The organism is Vreelandella arcis, from assembly GCF_900103865.1.
GTDB classification, from domain to species: Bacteria; Pseudomonadota; Gammaproteobacteria; order Pseudomonadales; family Halomonadaceae; genus Vreelandella; species Vreelandella arcis.
In genome coordinates this window covers 69,204-85,840 of record NZ_FNII01000003.1, presented here as the reverse complement: position 1 = coordinate 85,840, position 16,637 = coordinate 69,204, and the positions used below count along the sequence as shown (strand labels likewise).

At 56.5% G+C, this 16,637-nt stretch carries 19 protein-coding genes; 7 read left to right on the top strand and 12 right to left on the bottom strand.

The features are described from left to right. The first annotated feature begins 9 nt into the window (after positions 1-9). The gene (gene cmoA / locus BLR97_RS04110) at positions 10-753 is read left to right on the top strand and encodes a carboxy-S-adenosyl-L-methionine synthase CmoA (RefSeq protein ID WP_089702787.1); all 744 of its coding nucleotides are present in this window, start codon (positions 10-12) and stop codon (positions 751-753) included. Positions 754-755: 2 nt separating this feature from the next. Further along, positions 756-1,766, top strand: a complete 1,011-nt coding sequence (cmoB, locus tag BLR97_RS04105; protein WP_089702785.1) for a tRNA 5-methoxyuridine(34)/uridine 5-oxyacetic acid(34) synthase CmoB — start codon at positions 756-758, stop codon at positions 1,764-1,766. Between the two features lies 1 nt (position 1,767). Here the strand turns inward: cmoB and BLR97_RS04100 are convergent, their stop codons facing one another. The 4 genes from BLR97_RS04100 to BLR97_RS04085 form a co-directional block, all read right to left on the bottom strand. After that, positions 1,768-2,442 carry a zinc metallopeptidase gene (locus tag BLR97_RS04100; protein ID WP_089702783.1) on the bottom strand — a complete coding sequence of 225 codons (675 nt, stop codon included), beginning with the start codon at positions 2,440-2,442 and terminating at the stop codon, positions 1,768-1,770. A gap of 81 nt (positions 2,443-2,523) precedes the next feature. Next, positions 2,524-3,594: an App1 family protein gene (locus BLR97_RS04095; protein ID WP_244511202.1), complete on the bottom strand. Its 1,071-nt coding sequence runs from the start codon at positions 3,592-3,594 to the stop codon at positions 2,524-2,526. A 62-nt stretch (positions 3,595-3,656) separates the two neighbouring features. Next, entirely contained in the window at positions 3,657-4,220 is a 564-nt protein-coding gene (locus BLR97_RS04090) for a type 1 glutamine amidotransferase domain-containing protein (RefSeq protein WP_089702779.1), read from the bottom strand. A 98-nt stretch (positions 4,221-4,318) separates the two neighbouring features. Next, entirely contained in the window at positions 4,319-5,206 is an 888-nt protein-coding gene (locus BLR97_RS04085; RefSeq protein WP_089702777.1) for a helix-turn-helix transcriptional regulator, read from the bottom strand. 130 nt (positions 5,207-5,336) lie between these two features. Here BLR97_RS04085 and BLR97_RS04080 point away from each other — a divergent pair, with 130 nt between their 5' ends. From BLR97_RS04080 to BLR97_RS04070, 3 genes are read left to right on the top strand one after another with little or no spacing between them, the layout of a single operon-like run. Next, positions 5,337-6,041 carry an ABC transporter permease gene (locus tag BLR97_RS04080; RefSeq protein ID WP_089702775.1) on the top strand — a complete coding sequence of 235 codons (705 nt, stop codon included), beginning with the start codon at positions 5,337-5,339 and terminating at the stop codon, positions 6,039-6,041. Beyond that, positions 6,038-6,760, top strand: coding sequence for an ATP-binding cassette domain-containing protein (locus BLR97_RS04075; protein WP_089702772.1), 723 nt, complete (start codon positions 6,038-6,040; stop codon positions 6,758-6,760). The genes BLR97_RS04080 and BLR97_RS04075 overlap by 4 nt, the downstream gene beginning before the upstream one ends. A gap of 35 nt (positions 6,761-6,795) precedes the next feature. After that, positions 6,796-7,605, top strand: coding sequence for an ABC transporter substrate-binding protein (locus BLR97_RS04070; protein WP_089702770.1), 810 nt, complete (start codon positions 6,796-6,798; stop codon positions 7,603-7,605). Positions 7,606-7,722: 117 nt separating this feature from the next. On the opposite strand, the gene cysN is transcribed toward BLR97_RS04070, so the two are convergent. From cysN to BLR97_RS04040, 6 genes are all read right to left on the bottom strand, one after another. Continuing rightward, complete coding sequence (gene cysN / locus BLR97_RS04065; protein ID WP_089702768.1) at positions 7,723-9,159, bottom strand: sulfate adenylyltransferase subunit CysN; 1,437 nt, start codon at positions 9,157-9,159, stop codon at positions 7,723-7,725. Continuing rightward, positions 9,159-10,121: a sulfate adenylyltransferase subunit CysD gene (gene cysD / locus BLR97_RS04060; RefSeq protein ID WP_089702766.1), complete on the bottom strand. Its 963-nt coding sequence runs from the start codon at positions 10,119-10,121 to the stop codon at positions 9,159-9,161. The genes cysN and cysD overlap by 1 nt, the downstream gene beginning before the upstream one ends. A gap of 160 nt (positions 10,122-10,281) precedes the next feature. Then, positions 10,282-11,016 (bottom strand): metallophosphoesterase, encoded by a 735-nt coding sequence (locus BLR97_RS04055; protein ID WP_089702764.1) that lies wholly within the window; start codon positions 11,014-11,016, stop codon positions 10,282-10,284. Then, on the bottom strand, positions 11,016-11,462 hold the full coding sequence (locus BLR97_RS04050) for a DUF1249 domain-containing protein (RefSeq protein WP_089702762.1): 447 nt from the start codon (positions 11,460-11,462) through the stop codon (positions 11,016-11,018). The genes BLR97_RS04055 and BLR97_RS04050 overlap by 1 nt, the downstream gene beginning before the upstream one ends. Before the next feature lie 2 nt (positions 11,463-11,464). Next, positions 11,465-12,139 (bottom strand): NUDIX domain-containing protein, encoded by a 675-nt coding sequence (locus BLR97_RS04045; RefSeq protein ID WP_089702760.1) that lies wholly within the window; start codon positions 12,137-12,139, stop codon positions 11,465-11,467. Positions 12,140-12,213: 74 nt separating this feature from the next. Further along, complete coding sequence (locus BLR97_RS04040; protein WP_089702758.1) at positions 12,214-12,858, bottom strand: TRAP transporter TatT component family protein; 645 nt, start codon at positions 12,856-12,858, stop codon at positions 12,214-12,216. A gap of 163 nt (positions 12,859-13,021) precedes the next feature. On the opposite strand from BLR97_RS04040, the gene greB reads away from it, so the two are divergent. Both greB and BLR97_RS20145 read left to right on the top strand, forming a co-directional pair. After that, entirely contained in the window at positions 13,022-13,552 is a 531-nt protein-coding gene (gene greB / locus BLR97_RS04035) for a transcription elongation factor GreB (protein WP_089702756.1), read from the top strand. Between the two features lie 333 nt (positions 13,553-13,885). Continuing rightward, positions 13,886-13,966 carry a hypothetical protein gene (locus BLR97_RS20145; protein ID WP_422821905.1) on the top strand — a complete coding sequence of 27 codons (81 nt, stop codon included), beginning with the start codon at positions 13,886-13,888 and terminating at the stop codon, positions 13,964-13,966. Positions 13,967-14,029: 63 nt separating this feature from the next. On the opposite strand, the gene BLR97_RS04020 is transcribed toward BLR97_RS20145, so the two are convergent. Beyond that, positions 14,030-15,361 (bottom strand): lactonase family protein, encoded by a 1,332-nt coding sequence (locus BLR97_RS04020; RefSeq protein WP_089702753.1) that lies wholly within the window; start codon positions 15,359-15,361, stop codon positions 14,030-14,032. 91 nt (positions 15,362-15,452) lie between these two features. Continuing rightward, the gene (gene uxuA, locus BLR97_RS04015) at positions 15,453-16,628 is read right to left on the bottom strand and encodes a mannonate dehydratase (RefSeq protein ID WP_089702751.1); all 1,176 of its coding nucleotides are present in this window, start codon (positions 16,626-16,628) and stop codon (positions 15,453-15,455) included. Positions 16,629-16,637 lie beyond the last annotated feature (9 nt).

Sequence of the window (16,637 nt, the reverse complement as noted above, 5' to 3'; positions counted from 1 at the left end):
GGCTTGACCATGAGTGATGCATCTTACCGCGACGCTATCTTTTCGACACCCCTAGACCGGGTGGCAAGGTTCTCCTTTGATGAGCAGGTCGTCGCGTGCTTCCCCGACATGATTCGCCGCTCGGTGCCTGGCTACGGGCAAATCCTCGGCATGTTGAGCTTAATCGCCCAGCGGCATCTGCGCCACGGCGCCCATGTCTACGACCTGGGTTGCTCGCTGGGTGCGTCTGGTCTAGCGCTCGCGGGTGCCCTCCCCGCCGACGCGTTTCGCTACACCGGGGTGGATCTTTCTCCTGCCATGGCCGGGCAGGCACGGCAAACGTTTGCTGAAGAATGCCCCGACCACGCCATGCAAGTGGAAGAAGCCGACATACGCACCCTGGAGTATGCGCCTTCGGGCATGATCATTCTCAACTTTACGCTGCAGTTCTTACCCCCCGCCGACCGCGATGCCTTGTTGGCGCGGCTTTATCAAGCGCTAGAACCCGGCGGCGTACTGATTCTCTCCGAGAAAACCGTCGACGCCGACGAGCGCGATAACGCCTGGCGGGTTGAGCGCTACCACGATTTCAAACGTGCCAACGGCTACAGCGATTTGGAAATCAGCCAGAAGCGCACCGCGCTTGAAAACGTGCTGGTGCCGGACACCCTGGATGCCCTCCATGGCCGCTTAGATCAGGCGGGCTTTCCCCGCTCGATGACCTGGTTCCAGTACCTTAATTTTGCCTCGCTGATTGCGTTTAAGGAGGGTTAAAGGTGGCACCATTACCCAATGATCATCGCGCAATTTATCAGGCATTTTTAGATCAAGCCACGCTGGATGCCTCGCTAACCCCCTGGCTGGCCAAGCTACCCGAGCAGCTAGCTCATGGGCTTGACCGACACCGCCACGGCGATTTATCTGCCTGGGAAAAAGCCGTGGCCAAACTGCCCGCGCTGCCCGACGAGCGTAACGTTCAGCTAGACAGCGACACGGTCAGCGTTGAACTCAGCCTTAGCGATAGCCAGCAGCGCCAGTGCTTTAATCTGCTGAAAAAGCTTGCCCCTTGGCGTAAAGGTCCTTTTCAAATGGGCGGCATTCACATCGACACCGAATGGCACTCCGATTGGAAATGGCAAAGAGTCGCCCCCCACTTAGCACCGCTCAAGTACCGCAAGGTGCTCGATGTAGGCGGTGGTAGCGGCTACCACGCCTGGCGAATGACCGGTGAAGGCGCGGCTTTTGTACTGGTGATTGACCCCTCGCCGCGCTTCTACTGGCAGTTTCAGGCGGTACGCCATTTTGTCGGCGATGCCGATGGCGGAAGAACACAGTTTTTGCCGGTGGGCATCGAAGACGTACCGGAAAACCTGGGCTTTTTCGATACGGTATTTTCCATGGGAGTGCTGTACCACCGCCCCTCGCCGTTTGAGCATTTGCAGCAGTTAAAAGGCGCGCTTGCTCCAGGTGGCGAGTTGGTGCTGGAAACGCTGGTGGTGGAAGGCGACGAGCAAACGGTATTTGTGCCCGGCGAACGTTACGCCGCTATGCCCAATGTCTACTTCTTACCTTCTTCCAAAGCGCTGTGCCACTGGCTTGGCCGCTGCGGCTTTACCAACGTGCGCGTGGTCGATGAAGCGGTCACCACACTTGATGAGCAGCGTTCCACCGAGTGGATGACCTACCAATCGCTTGCGGACTTTCTTGACCCCAATGACCGCACCCGCACCATTGAAGGCTACCCCGCCCCAAGACGGGCGGTGATTTTGGCGGATAAGCCTGCATAAGCTAGCGCCGCAAAATCACCAGCCAGCGCCCCAGGTTCATGACGCTAGCCAGCGATGCCGCTACATAGGTAAACGCGCAGGCAGTGAGCACGTGGCGGGCGCCGCGCATATCGTAGGGCGGCACATACTCTTTTAAAAGCGGCAGTGCTCGGTTGAAGCTGGCGTCAAACTCTACCGGGAGTGTCACCAAGTGCACCATCGCGGCGGTGCCGAAGCTGATCACGGCCATCACGATAACCAACGCCAGTCCGCCCGGTAACCGGGTAAGCAGAAACAGGAACGGGGCTGCCATCATGAGTACCGCCCCCAACTTTTCCGCTTTTTGCGCAACTTTCACTAACCGGCTGCGCGCCAGTAGCGGCGCGTAGCCCTCAAAGTGCTGAATCGCGTGCCCCACTTCGTGGGCGGCGACAGTCACCGCGGTGAGCGAGCGACCATCGTAATGCTCAGGGGTGAGGCGTACACAGCGGTCTTCCGGATCATAGTGGTCGCCAAACTCGGTGCGCTCTACCTTAACGCCGGTTACACCCAGGCGGCGTAACAGGTGCTCGGCCAACTCCGCACCGGTACCCGGGTAATCATCGCGCCCGCGGGCATGGCGCTTGAGCACCCATTTGGCCCAAAGGTTGGGTAAAACAAAGATCGCGAGGGTAGCGATAATCAGCACAACGAACATGGGGACTCCCGAATCGTAAACGTATTGCCATTATCTATTAAACAATGATTTTGACGATACGTGGCGACGAGGAGACGTTAATTAACGTGACTTATTCGTTGGCGCGTCTTGATAGCTTTCCTTCACATCGCGCTTCACGGCCTGCAGCCCACGCGCTGAAATGTAACCTTCTACGTGAGCATGTTCGGCAATCAGCACGCTATCGGCGGCAAGTACCAGTTGGCAATCCGTATCCGCCAGCTGATTGCGCAAATTCTGGATAGCCTGTTCACGGGCGGGGTCGCGGTCAATCCGGCGAATATAAATGGCTTTAATACGCCCAGGATAGTCACGGACAACGTCGCTATAAACCTCGGGGTCATGCTGGCCGCTGTCACCGATTAAGATACACGGCAAGTCATCAAACAGCGTTAACATGCGGTCGATCAGCTCGCGCTTGTGCGCCTCGGCGCGACGTGGCCAAGGATGACGCAAAGAGAGCCCCCATTCTCGCAAAAACAAAATGGGCCCTACCGGAATTCGGTTTAGCTGAAAGAATGTCTCCAGCATTTCATAAATGGCCCAGGGCCCCCGGGACACATACAAAATGGGGCGTTCAGCTTTGTCACTGCCCCCGCGATGCAACGCTTGGTAAAGCGAAGCAACCCCTGGAAACGCGGTACGCCGATGGGGCTTGTGCACAAAAAGGCGATAGAGCATTTTGAGCTTTTCAGCTACGCCAGTGAACATGACCGTATCATCAATATCGCTGATGACTAGCAAATCGGCCTCAGGCGGCGGCACGTAAATTTCCACTTGCGTATTAACCGACCTCTGCCCTTCGGCCTTCACCTTAATGTCAGCAACATGCCAGGAGACATCGATGGGGAGCGCGTGGCTGATAGGCAAGTGAACATCAAAGTAGCCATCACGGTCGGTGGTGACGCACAGTTGGTTGCCGCCTAATACAAGCTCCACTTCTGCATTAGCAAAGCCACGACGAAAAATACGCCGGGCCACGTCAGCGGTATCACGAAAAATGCCGCGTCTAGGAATAGCCCGACCGAGTGCCAATTGGCGGAACACCCGCCCCATAACAAACACTTCGCGCTGTGAACCGTAGCCACGGTAGGGATGTACCATCATCCCACCGCGGCCAAAGTTACGCTTCATGGGTTTAGCATTCACGTGGACAAGCCGCTTTACGAAGCTTGTCCACTGGCGCACTAACCACATCAAGCGTGTTGGCCTGTGTGACGCCCTTCTTGTAACTCTTCCAAGAGCTTAGCGTTGAAGGCATCCAGGTCTTTGGGGGTGCGGCTGGTGACCAAGCCACTATCGACCACGACCGGCTCATCAACCCAATCAACCCCGGCATTGCGTAAATCCTGGGCAACACTCGCCACCGAGGTCATCCGACGGCCGTCCACTACGCCTGCATTAATCAGAATCCACGGCGCATGGCAAATAGCCGCCACCGGTTTGCCCGCCTGAAAGAACGCCTTCACAAAACTCAGCGCTTCTTCGTTGATGCGAAGCGCATCCGGGTTGAACAGGCCACCCGGTAATACCAGGGCGTGGTAGTCGGATTCGTTGACGTCGGCAAGGGCCGCGTCGGCCTCGTAGGTATCGCCCCAGTCGGTTTCGGCCCAGGCACGGATGCCTTTGCCTTCCGGGGTTACTACGTGAACCTCGACGCCATTTTTCTGCAGCGCCGCGCGCGGTACGCTCAGCTCGGATTCCTCAAAGCCGTCAGCGGCCAGGATCGCGACGCGTTTACCATTCAGTGCTTGATTCATCATGCTCTCCATTTCGTGATGATTAGACGTTAACAACGCCTATCAAGTGTGGCACCTGCTGTATAATCGTCAAGCCATGAACCGCGCAACTTGCAGTACTAGGCGTTGTACACCACGTCACCCAGCTGACTAATATCATAGCCGCCTAACGCCTCGGCACGCTGAGCAAAACGGGGTTGTCGGGTAAACGCCAACAATGCCTGCACGCTTGGCTCGAAGTAGCTGCGACGGTGCATCATCACATCAAACTGTTCATCGTAGAGCGGTATAAACCCTAACTGCTGACGACGCGCCGCCGCCTCAACGCCTAACCCCACATCCGCCTCGCCTTGCAACACGCTTAGCGCTAAATCGTCCTCGTTTAGACTCGGATGCGCCACCCAACGTATCGTCGTTTGTGGGATACCGGCTTGCCCAAGCAAATACGTTAGCAGTTGGGCGGCACCGGCGCCGGGCTGGCGATGCGCCACACGCACATTAGGCTGGGTAAGGTCTGCCAGACGGTTAATCCCTAAGGGATTGTCTTGAGGAACTAATAAGCCTTGACGCCGCACAGCCCAGCGCAACACGACCAAATCCCTCACGCCCCCTAAACCCAGCCGCATGGGTTGATTGTAATGACCACTGGCAGGGTCAAGCAGATGCACGCCCGCCACCATGGCACGACTTTCCAATAGGCGACGAACACCGTCACTGCTGCCGTGAAATAAGCTGGCCAAGTCCGAATGGCTCTCACGGATCGCCCATTCCAACAGTGGGTCCTGGCTACCAGCGACCACAGCGGGCGGCGGTTGGCGTTGAGCCTGATCACCTTCCAGGTGGTTGAGCACCCATAAATCTACCTGCTGGCGTGGAAAAAGCAGCTTGCCCGTCACGCGGCTACAGGGGATCTGCCCCTGACGCACCAGGTCGTAGACTTTACGTTCTTTGAGGCGTAAGTAAGCAGCCACTTCGCTAGTAGTTAAATACATCGCGGTCGACGGCATCGGCCACCCTATTGGTTTTAATGCGCATAAAACTGCATGAATTTCAGCATAGGATGCATTTGCGCATTTTTAAGTACATCCTGCCACTACTTTAAACAACAAACTGCTTTCACCATGCTAAACACCGACTATGTCTAGTAGCGATAATGCGTTTTTGACCGCGTTGCAGCTTATTCTGCACATGGATAGCGACCTGTTCTCGATTGTGACGCTTTCACTCCAGGTCTCTTTCGTTGCCGTTGCGCTAGCGGCACTGGCGGGCTTGCCGCTGGGTGCTGCCCTGGCGCTTTGGCGCTTTCCCGGCCGTAACGGCGTGATTATTGTGCTTAACGCGCTAATGGGCTTACCCCCCGTGGTGGCGGGGCTGTGCGTGTATCTACTGCTATCGCGCGCCGGGCCTTTGGGCCAATTGGGCTTACTGTTTAGCCCCACAGCGATGGTGGTGGCGCAATTTGTATTAGTACTGCCTATCATTGCCTCGTTGACACGCCAGCAAGTGGAGGCGTTGCACGACGAATACGCCGAACAGCTACAGTCGCTGGGCTTATCAACGACCAGAATGATACCCACCCTGCTGTGGGACGCGCGGATTGGGCTTGTCACCGTGATGCTCGCGGGCTTTGGCCGCGCTAGCGCTGAAGTCGGCGCGGTAATGATCGTCGGCGGCAATATCGACGGCGTAACGCGCGTGATGACCACCAGCATTGTGCTGGAAACCAGCAAAGGCAACCTGCCGCTGGCCCTTGGGCTAGGCATTATTTTGCTGGCGTTAGTCACGCTGATTAATGCCCTCGCTCACCTAATGGGCGAAACCGCCAAGAGGCGCTTAGGATGAATGCGCCTACGTCTATCCTCGCCCCTATTGCCGACTTGCGCCTTGAGAACGTCAGTTTTCAACACCGTGGGCAATCACTGTTAGCGCCGACCTCGCTGACCCTTTCAGGCTGCCGGCGCACCATCATCATGGGGCCTAACGGTGCTGGTAAAAGCTTGCTAATGCGCTTAGCCCATGGCCTGCTTACGCCAACGAGCGGGCGCGTCCGTTGGCAGGGTTCTGAGCCTGTTCAAGCCATGGTGTTCCAGCGCCCCGTCTTGCTTCGCCGCTCGGCGCTCGACAATCTGACCTACGTTCTGGCCATCCATAAAGTGCCCCGCGCCAGGCGCAAAGCACAAGCCATGCTGGCGCTAGACACCTTTGGTTTAACTGCTCTCGCCCACCGCCCTGCCCGCGTGTTGTCGGGAGGCGAACAGCAACGGCTGGCCCTGGCCCGTGCCTGGTTGCTTAACCCAGCCGTACTGTTTTTGGATGAAGCTACCTCATCCCTAGACCCTGCGGCCATTAAAGCCGTCGAAGACGCTGTAATGACATTCCACGCCAGCGGCACCCGCATAGTGATGACCACCCACGATTTGCATCAGGCCAAACGCTTGGCTGATGACGTGGTGTTTTTACATAACGGACAATTGCTTGAGCACAGCCCCGCCGACACGTTTTTCTCCGCGCCTTGCTCTTCACAGGGCCGCGCGTTTATCCAGGGTGAGCTGATTTGGTAGCCCTGATATTGCTCGCTGTAAGAAGGAACCGTGATATGAAGAAGATCGCAGTAGTCACCAGCTTAAGCCTGCTAAGCCTAACGTGGGGAGGCCTGGCGCTGGCCGATGACGACTACATCACCCTGGCGTCGACCACTTCTACCGAAAACTCAGGGCTGTTTGATGCCATCATTCCTCAATTTACCGACAAGACCGACATTGATGTGCGTGTCGTTGCGGTAGGCACCGGCCAAGCTTTTGAAACCGCCCGGCGCGGTGATGCCGATAGCCTGCTGGTTCATGACACCGCAGGCGAAGAGCAGTTTGTCGCGGATGGTTACGCCACCGAACGCCTGGACGTCATGTACAACGACTTCGTGATCGTGGGGCCAAGCGATGACCCGGCAGGCATTAGCAATAGCGACACAGTAAACGAGGCGTTTTCGAGTATCGCCGAAAGTGAGTCGCCCTTTGCGTCTCGCGGCGATGACAGCGGCACCAACCGTGCCGAGCTGCGGTTATGGGAAGACGCGGGCGTTACCCCGCAAGGGGAATGGTACCGCGAGCTAGGCAGCGGCATGGGGCCAACGCTAAACACTGCGGCGGGCATGCACGCCTACACCCTCACCGACCGCGCTACCTGGGTCGCTTTTGACAACCCGCAGGACTTAACGCTGCTGTTTGAAGGCGACGATGCCCTGTTTAATCAATACGGCAGCCTGCTGCTCTCGGCAGAGCGCCACCCTCACTTAAAGCATGATCTCGCCGCCCAGTGGCACGAATGGCTAGTCTCTGAAGAAGGCCAGCAAGCGATTGCCGATTATCGATTAAATGGCCAGCAGCTGTTTTTCCCTAACGCCCAATAACCTACCGAACAGTGACCCACTAAAAAGCCCCTTTGGCACGCTGCCAAAGGGGCTTTTATCTCACGACCTTTCTAACTCACCACTTTCCTATCCCACCTTACTGATACCTAGTGACGGTTACAGTAGTTGGCGAATATCCTTGGCTTCCCAGTGAGGAAAGTGTTTGCGCACTAAAGCATTAAGGTCGCGTTCAAACGCAGCCCAGTCGGTTGTTGTTTGACCGCCGTCTGAGGCATTGGCGACGCCACGGATCATGCCCGCGCCCACGGTGACGTTGGTCAGCCGGTCGATAATGATAAAGCTGCCCGTACCTGGGCTGGTACGGTAATCATCAACCGGGATAGCCGCCGTCAGTTCTACTTCGCAACGGGCAATGGCGTTTAAGCTCAACGAGTCAGTGGCGTGTTTTTCAAGCGTGTTCACATCGATCTGATAGTCAATGGCGCTGACTTGGCCCGAGAGATCCCGCGTGGCGAGTTTGAAATCGTATAACTTGCCCGGCGCTAGCGCGTCCTCATGCATCCAGACGATATCCGCCGTAAAGGCGTTGGACAGCGGCAATTCATCGTCAGCACTGACGAGCCAATCGCCGCGAGAGATATCGATTTCATCGTCCAGCGTGACGGTAATCGCCTGGCCTGGATAGGCCGCGCTTAGATCGCCGTCAAAAGTGACGACGCGTGCCACCCGCGACGTTTTACCCGACGGTAGTACTTTAACGCCTTGCCCAGGGCGCAGCACACCCGCGGCCAAAGTGCCGCAATAGCCGCGAAAGTCCAGGTTAGGCCGATTCACATACTGAACCGGCAAACGCAGATCGGTGAGGTTCTGGTCGTACGTCACCTCGACGCTTTCCAGCAACTCAATCAGCGTTTTGCCTTCGTAGCCCGCCGTAAAGTACCAGGGGGTATGCTCGCTAGGATTCACCACGTTGTCGCCGTCAAGCGCCGACATTGGCACAAAGCGAATATCCGGCGCTTTAAGATTGGTAGCGAAGGCCCGATACTCCTCAACGATCTCGTTGAAACGCTGCTCTGAGAAGTCGACCAGATCCATCTTGTTCACCGCGATAACCAGGTGCTGAATACCCAGCAAATCGGCAATAAAACTGTGGCGACGGGTTTGCGTCTGCACGCCATAGCGGGCGTCAATCAAAATGACCGCTAAGCTAGCGGTAGATGCCCCCGTGGCCATGTTGCGGGTGTACTGCTCGTGCCCTGGCGTATCGGCAATGATGAACTTGCGCTTGTCGGTAGAGAAAAACCGATAAGCCACATCAATGGTAATGCCCTGCTCACGCTCCGACTGCAAGCCATCCACCAACAGCGCCAAATCAACGCTATCCCCCGTCGTGCCACTGGTTTTGGATGCTTGGGTGATCGCCGCCAACTGGTCCTCGAAGATCATCTTGGAGTCGTGAAGCATCCGGCCAATCAGCGTTGACTTGCCGTCATCGACGCTGCCGCAGGTGATAAAGCGCAGCAGGTCTTTGTTTTCGTGCTCGTGCAGGTATTGCTCGATGTTGTCGGCAATCAAATTCGATTGGTGTGCCATTAGAAGTACCCCTCGCGCTTTTTACGCTCCATGGAGCCGGCCTGGTCGTGGTCGATGGCGCGGCCGCTGCGTTCGCTGGTTTTGGTCAGCAGCATTTCCTGAATGATTTCCGGCAGCGTGGCGGCGGTGGATTCCACCGCGCCGGTGAGCGGGTAACAACCCAGGGTTCTAAAACGCACCGATTTCTCTTCCGGCTCTTCACCCGGCTCGAGTGGCAAACGATCGTCGTCGACCATGATCTGCATACCGTCGCGCTCAACGATCGGCCGCTTGGCGGAGAAATACAGTGGCACAATGGGGATCGATTCAAGGTAGATGTACTGCCAGATATCCAGCTCGGTCCAGTTGGAAAGCGGGAACACGCGGATCGATTCGCCTTTATTAACCTTGGCGTTGTAGATATTCCACAGCTCCGGGCGCTGGCTCTTGGGATCCCAGCGGTGGTATTTATCGCGGAAGGAGTACACCCGTTCCTTGGCGCGGGAGGCTTCTTCGTCTCGGCGCGCACCGCCAAAGGCGGCGTCAAACCCGTATTTGTCCAGCGCCTGCTTGAGCGCCTGGGTTTTCATGATATCAGTGTACTTGGCACTGCCATGATCAAACGGGTTGATGTTCGCCGCGCGACCTTCTTCGTTGGTGTGAACGAGTAGCTCCATGCCAGCTTCCTGCGCCATGCGGTTACGGAACTCGATCATCTCCCGGAACTTCCAGGTAGTGTCCACGTGCAGCAGCGGGAAAGGCGGGGTACCAGGGTAAAACGCTTTGCGCGCCAGATGCAGCATCACCGAAGAGTCTTTACCGATGGAGTACATCATCACCGGGTTGGAGAACTCGGCGGCAACTTCGCGGATAATATGGATCGATTCCGCTTCGAGTTGTTTTAAGTGCGTCATGCGGGCGGCACTTGGCGCACTTGGCACCTCAGGCCGCGATGCAGCTGAGAGCGTGGAAAACTGGGACATGGCCGACTACCTCACAAAAACAAACGTGTGGCACTACGCAAAGAACGCTGAGCGCCAGAATGTGGGTAGGGTAACGTCTTGAAGGTAATAACCCAAAAGAATTAATAACTATCTTTTTATGCCTTTACTACCTATCAGGGTCAAAAGCCGCCATGGGAGGCTATACCGACACGCGCTCGATCCAGGTTTCCCACTGCTGATCCATAAGTTCAACAATGCGATAACCTGGGCGCGATGCCTCATCAACCATAAAATGCGCCGCACCGGGCATAAATTGATCAGAAATCGCCGGGCAACCATACACCGCCACGGCGTGCTCTCCTGCCGCATGACGCTGGGCATAGGCTTGATGGGCATGGCCAAACAAGATGACCTTGACCTGCGGAAAAGCGCTTACGACTTGCCAAAACGCCTCGCGGTCTTGCAGACCAATGGCATCCATCCAAGCTGCGCCGACATCCACGGGGGGGTGATGCATTACGATCACAGTGGGTCGGTCATCTGCTTCCAACTGAGTGGCGAGCGTGGCTAACGCCTCTGGCCCTAGCTCGCCATAAGGTTCTCCCTCGACGGGTGTGTGAAGCAGCAGCAGGCGCCAAGCCGACAGATCCACCTCGTCGATCAACGGGCGCTCGTCTTGCATGAGCGTGGGTTGGTCGTGATTGCCAGCCAGCCAGGCCCATGGGCACGTCAGCTGTGACATTGCCTCAATGGCTAGCGCATACGACGCCGCCGTTTCGTCCTGGCTGACATCACCGCTGAACACTACGAAATCCGGCCGCTCAGCGCTGACCGCTTCCAGCACTCGCTGCAAATGCACCCAGGGGACACCAGCGCGCGAGCGCGCTTGCTTATCCGCGTACAGATGAGCATCGGTAATTTGCACCAGTCGCATCAGGGTAACTCCGGCACGTCAACGGTATGCCCATGGGCGAGTCCGTGGGCTAGCCATTCGCCAAGAAAGCGGTTCAGTTGGAGCTTTTCATCGGGCTGATGCATACGCGCATTAGGATAGCGATAGCGCCCTTTAAAGTGACGCTCGCGCTGAAAGTCGGTGACTTCGGCCATGCGCACGTCGTGGTAAAGGTGCACACGCATGCGCGGGCCTTTCCACAATGTATCCATAGGGCTGCTTTGGGCCACTTCCACCATGGTGGTGTAAGGGGCGTGCTGCAAAATCGTCAGGTGTAAATCGCCGAAATCCTGATCATCGCCGCGCAGGGCAATGTCGAGACGCTGACCGCTCTCCAAGTCGCCTATCAGGCGAACCAAGCGTAAGTAGTTAGCGCTGCACTCGGCTTGGAGCGTCTTCAAATCAGTGACATAAGCCATTTTCGCCATGATCACTCCTCGTCGGTTTCGCCTTGGGTGGGCACTGGATGAGAGGCGGCGCGTAATGAGGCCCGTTGGCCTGCTAGCCAATGCAATCCAATTAGACACATGGCGTTGTCGAGTCGTCCCTGGCTCAAGAGTTCCCACGCCTTGGGAAATGACACCACATGAACGCGAATATCTTCGTGCTCTTCGTCGAGGCCATGAATGCCGCCCAGCCCTTGTGTATCAATCAAACCACAAAATAGCGTCACGCGTTCGTTACAGGCACCGGGGCTAGGATAGTAAGTGTGCAGCTTGGTGAGCTGACCCACACGACAGCCCGCCTCTTCAAGGGCTTCACGGCGGGCCACGTCTTCCAGCGACTCGCCCTGCTCAGCCAGGCCGGCCACAAGCTCGAGTTTCCAAGGCGTCAGCGGGTCGTCGACGGCACCCGCGCGAAACTGCTCGACCAGCACAAGGGCATCGTGCTCGGGGTCATAAAGCAGCACGCCCACAGCATCAAAGCGGTGGTGAACTTCACGGCGCATAACCTCACTCCACCCGCCTTCGAAGAGCCGATGGCGAAGCTCCAAGGCCTCAAGCCGGAAAAAACCCTGGTGTAACGTTTCGCGTTTGATTAGCTCAACATCCTGGCGGCCTAATGGCGGCGGGCTGAGCAAAGACGTGCTGGTGCTGGATGCCATACGGCGCTCCCAGTGGTAACAATCGTCCTATTATCAATGCTGGCCACTGGGAATGCCAATTTACCGGGAGGATGTTAAAGCGCGCGAAGCATTACCTCAGCATCATGACGCAATGCTTCGTCGGAGGTCTGGCGATCCTCACGCGCGGTGCCATTGACGGCACGCTGGGCATGTTCACGGGCCGCCTCGAGTCTGCCTTCTTCCTGCAAAAATGCCGCATAGTAATAGTTTACGTCGATCCCGTCAGGACGAATTTCCAACGCTCGTTGAAACATGGCGTCCGCCGTGTCGCTATCACCAAAGCTTATCAGCCCGCCGGGCACGCGATCGTATAGTGCGCCTAGCGTCACATAGGCCGAGCCGTTATTGCCTTCAGGATCAATTTCAACGGCGCGCTCGAGCGTATTGCGGGCTTCTTTGGCATCGCCTAACGCACCGAGCCCACCACGTTCCCGGGCGTAAGCTGCCAACACCACGCCCTTCCAAACCAATACCTCGGCTTGGTCGCTATGCTGTTCCGCTAGTTGGTTCACTTCGTCTACTAAGCCGTTAAGCGCTTCTTCCCGCTGACTTTTAGGGAGGTCAGTGACGGTATGCTCCCAACGATTCTTAAGCGAAAACAGCTCGCGCTCATAGGCCGCGGCATTAAACGATGCTAGCGCCAGCGTGCTACTAAGCGCGGTCAGGGCGAGCAAACGCATCAGATTGGGGTGAGCCATTATCAACTCCTTGGATTGTTGTTGTCCGATAAATGCATGTGGGTAAAGTGAGCCACACAGACAATGTAACGAACGTTTGAATGAATCACCAGCCGGAAATCATTTACACGGCTTTTGGCAAATCACGTAAACTAGATACCGCATCATAAAATGGGAGTTGGCAATGAAAGGCCGCAACATGACCCGCTGGCGCGACCCGGCAAAAGATCCGCGTCAGGAACCCAAAAGCAACCTGATTACCGCCGAGGGCGCAGCACGCCTTCGGGGTATTTTAGATCATCTCGCACGGGTAAAACGCCCGCAAATTTCGGCAAAAGTGGGCGAAGCGGCCGCCCAAGGCGACCGCAGTGAAAACGCTGATTACACCTACAACAAGAAAGAACTGAATCGCGTCATTGCGCGGATTACCTATCTGACGAAACGTCTGGACGAATTGCAGATCGTTGATCGCCTGCCCGCCGACACCAGCAAAGTTTTTTTTGGCGCATTTGTTAGCCTGGAAGATGAAAACGGTGAGCAGGTACATATTAGGATTGTTGGCCATGACGAAATCGACACCAAAAAACGCTGGATCAGTATCGATGCGCCCATGGCCAAGGCGCTGCTAGGCAAACAAGTGGGTGATGAAGCCAAAGTGCTCACGCCTAACGGTGATACGTTTTATACCATCACCGCCATTGACTATCGCGCCTAATTCTAAAATGCTGGGTTCTTAAAGACCTAGTCTTCAAGTGCGTAGTCCAACGTGGTGACCAAGCGTACGCGTTTGGATTGCGGCGTGTAGCTATCCAAGTCTTCAATGGAAAAGTAACCCTGGGTCGCTTGGCGTATGCTGCCGACCCACTGCCTGAATCTTCAGCAAACTGCTGCGCCGCATTGCGAGCATCAGCCGTCGCCTCGGCAATCATTTCCGGTTTGATGGCCTCAGGCCCGGTAAACAGGAACTCGGTACGGTATTCGTAACTAGGCGATAGCAGCACGCCTTCCAACTGGCCGCTCGGGCACGCCTGAGGACTTAGCGGGCGCGGTGGTATTTTTATGCTCCGACGCTGCCCGCTACGTACATGGCCACACCCTGGCCGTGGGCGGGGGTAGGTTCGCCCGTTAAAAGCTTAGCCAGTAACAACGCGATAGCGTCCCTTCTCGCTAGAGCGTTACGCACTGAACCACCTCAACTTCGCACAAAGGAGCCAAACGCGAAGTCGACCGGAACCGGGCTATCGATAATATGGAGGGGTCCTTCGAGTTGCCCGTCATCCGACTTAATTCGAAAGACTACAATAGTGTCCGAGTTCTGGTTGCCTACGTAAAGAAAAGTGCCTGAAGGCTCGATGTTCATGCCTCGCGGAATCTGGCCTTGGCTCTGGACCCAGCCTGCAGAAGTCAACTTCCCGGAACCGGGGTCAACCTCGAACATGGCGACGCTATCCATCCCTCGATTAGTGGCGTAGAGCCAACGCCCGCTCGGATGAATTCTGATTTCTGCCGTCGTATTCGTACCCGTTGGCACTTCACCTGGATTATCGGGATTGAATGATGGGCGGGTGTAAGCGGTATCTTGCGGCAACGTCGAGATCGACTGAAGCCAGACGAATGCTCCCCTTCGGGGGTTGAAATCGAACACGTCGATGGTGGACGAAAGTTCGTTGATGACATATGCCCGATTGTCATCAGGGTGGAACACTAAATGGCGACAGCCGCTGCCGGATGGCACGTTGGCATAGGGAACAGGCCCCGGCACTAACTTTCCAGTGGCTGGATCGAGTTCCCAAGCAAGAATCGAATCACCGCCAAGATCCACACCAAAAACATGCTCAGCCCCAGGGTTGGACAGCATCATGTGAGCATGTGGACCTTCCTGACGAACTGGGTCTGGCCCACTTCCATTACCTGACGCCTGATACTGATCGCTCATGGGCTCAATATCACCATCATCGCCAAGCGGAAAGACAGAAAAGGTACCAGTACCGTAGTTGGCCGCAAATAGATAGTCACCTGAGGGGTGGACGGCGCAATGACAGGGCCAGGAGCCTGCTGTAGAGCGAGTATTGATCAACGTCAGGTGCCCACTACGCTCATCAATTCTGTAGGCACTGACACGCCCTAGCGGCGCTCCCTTGTCATCCACGCCAAGCTCGTTGACACAGTATAGATAGCGCTTCGAGGGTGCCACTGCCAAGAACGACGGATTGTCGTCCCTTACCGTCTGGACGTGGCTCAGGTTACCGGTTTCAAGATTCATCTTGTAGACATAGATGCCTTCGGCCTCACTTGGGACAACGCCACCGGGTGCCGTGTTGGGTGACGAGTAAGTGCCGACATACAGGTACTGACCACTCGCCAGCGAATCCGTCGGGCCCGAGTTCTGTGCGAAGGCGCTTTGAGCCGTTGCTGCCCAGGCTGCGCTCGCACCTATGGCCTGCAAAAACGAGCGCCTGGAAAGCCCGGTGTTGCTTTTTGGGATACTCGAGCTTTGTTGTTCTAAATCTTTTTGTACTTTCATCTCGATGACTCCATTGAATAGCGACCAGACACCATCTTTCACTAGCCGCAAGTTTTATAGGGAAAGCCATTTCACCAAGCCGTGGCCGCCCCTACGTAGATAAGCGACGAATCGCAGCTTCAACCCCCCGCAATTCAGCCAAGCCTCGCATGCGCCCGTATAGCGGGTAGCCCGGTGCCGTATTGCGCTGTTGATCATCAAGCAGTTGGTGGCCATGATCCGGGCGCAGCGGTAAGCGCGCCCCGCCCTCGCGTTCACGCCGACGCTCTTCATTTACCAGGGCATGTATCACTCCCACCATATCCACATCACCCGCCAGGTGAGACGCCTCGTAGAAAGAGAGGGCATCCGCTTCGCGCTTTGTGGCACGCAGATGGATAAAGTGAATATGCGGGGCAAAGTGGCGAGTCATAGCCACCAAATCATTATCTTCACGAACGCCGTAAGAGCCCGTGCAAAGCGTCAAGCCATTGGCTGGGCTGGGTACGCGATTAACAATCCACTGGGCATCCTCGTGAGTCGAGACAACTCGGGGCAGCCCCAGCAGCGGCCGGGGCGGGTCATCCGGGTGGATGCCCATACGGATGCCCACCTCTTCTGCCACCGGAATCACTGCCTGCAGAAAGTAGCCAAGGTTTTCTCGCAGCCGAGCGGCATCAATATCAGCGTACTCTTCCAATACAGCGCGAAACTGCTCAAGGGTGTAGTGCTCTTCGGCACCCGGTAGCCCAGCGATCAGTGTATTGACTAATTTGTCGCGCCCTGCGCTATCTAACGCGTCCAGATAGCGGCGTGCCTGGGCTTTCTCCTCGGCGCTGTACTCTTTATCAGCCTCTGGCCGCTGAAGCAGATAAAGATCAAAGGCGGCAAACGCCACCTGATCAAAGCGTAGGGCCAAAGCGCCATCGGGCAGTTCATAGGTCAGGTCGGTACGCGTCCAATCCAGCACTGGCATAAAGTTGTAGCAAACGGTGTCGATACCGCAGTCCGCCAGGTTGCGCAGTGTCTGGCAGTAGGTTGCAATCAGTGCATCTCGCTCGGGCAGGCCCTTCTTGATTGACTCATGCACCGGCACGCTTTCCACAACCGACCAGCGTAACCCGGCCGCCTCGATCATCTCTTTGCGCTCACGAATAGCAGCGACTGACCACACTTGGTCATTGGGTACATCATGCAGGGCCGTGACAATACCTGTTGCGCCGGTCTGGCGAATTTCGTCCAGGCGTATGGCATCCTGCGGGCCAAACCAGCGCCACGTATGCTCCATGGTGATCTC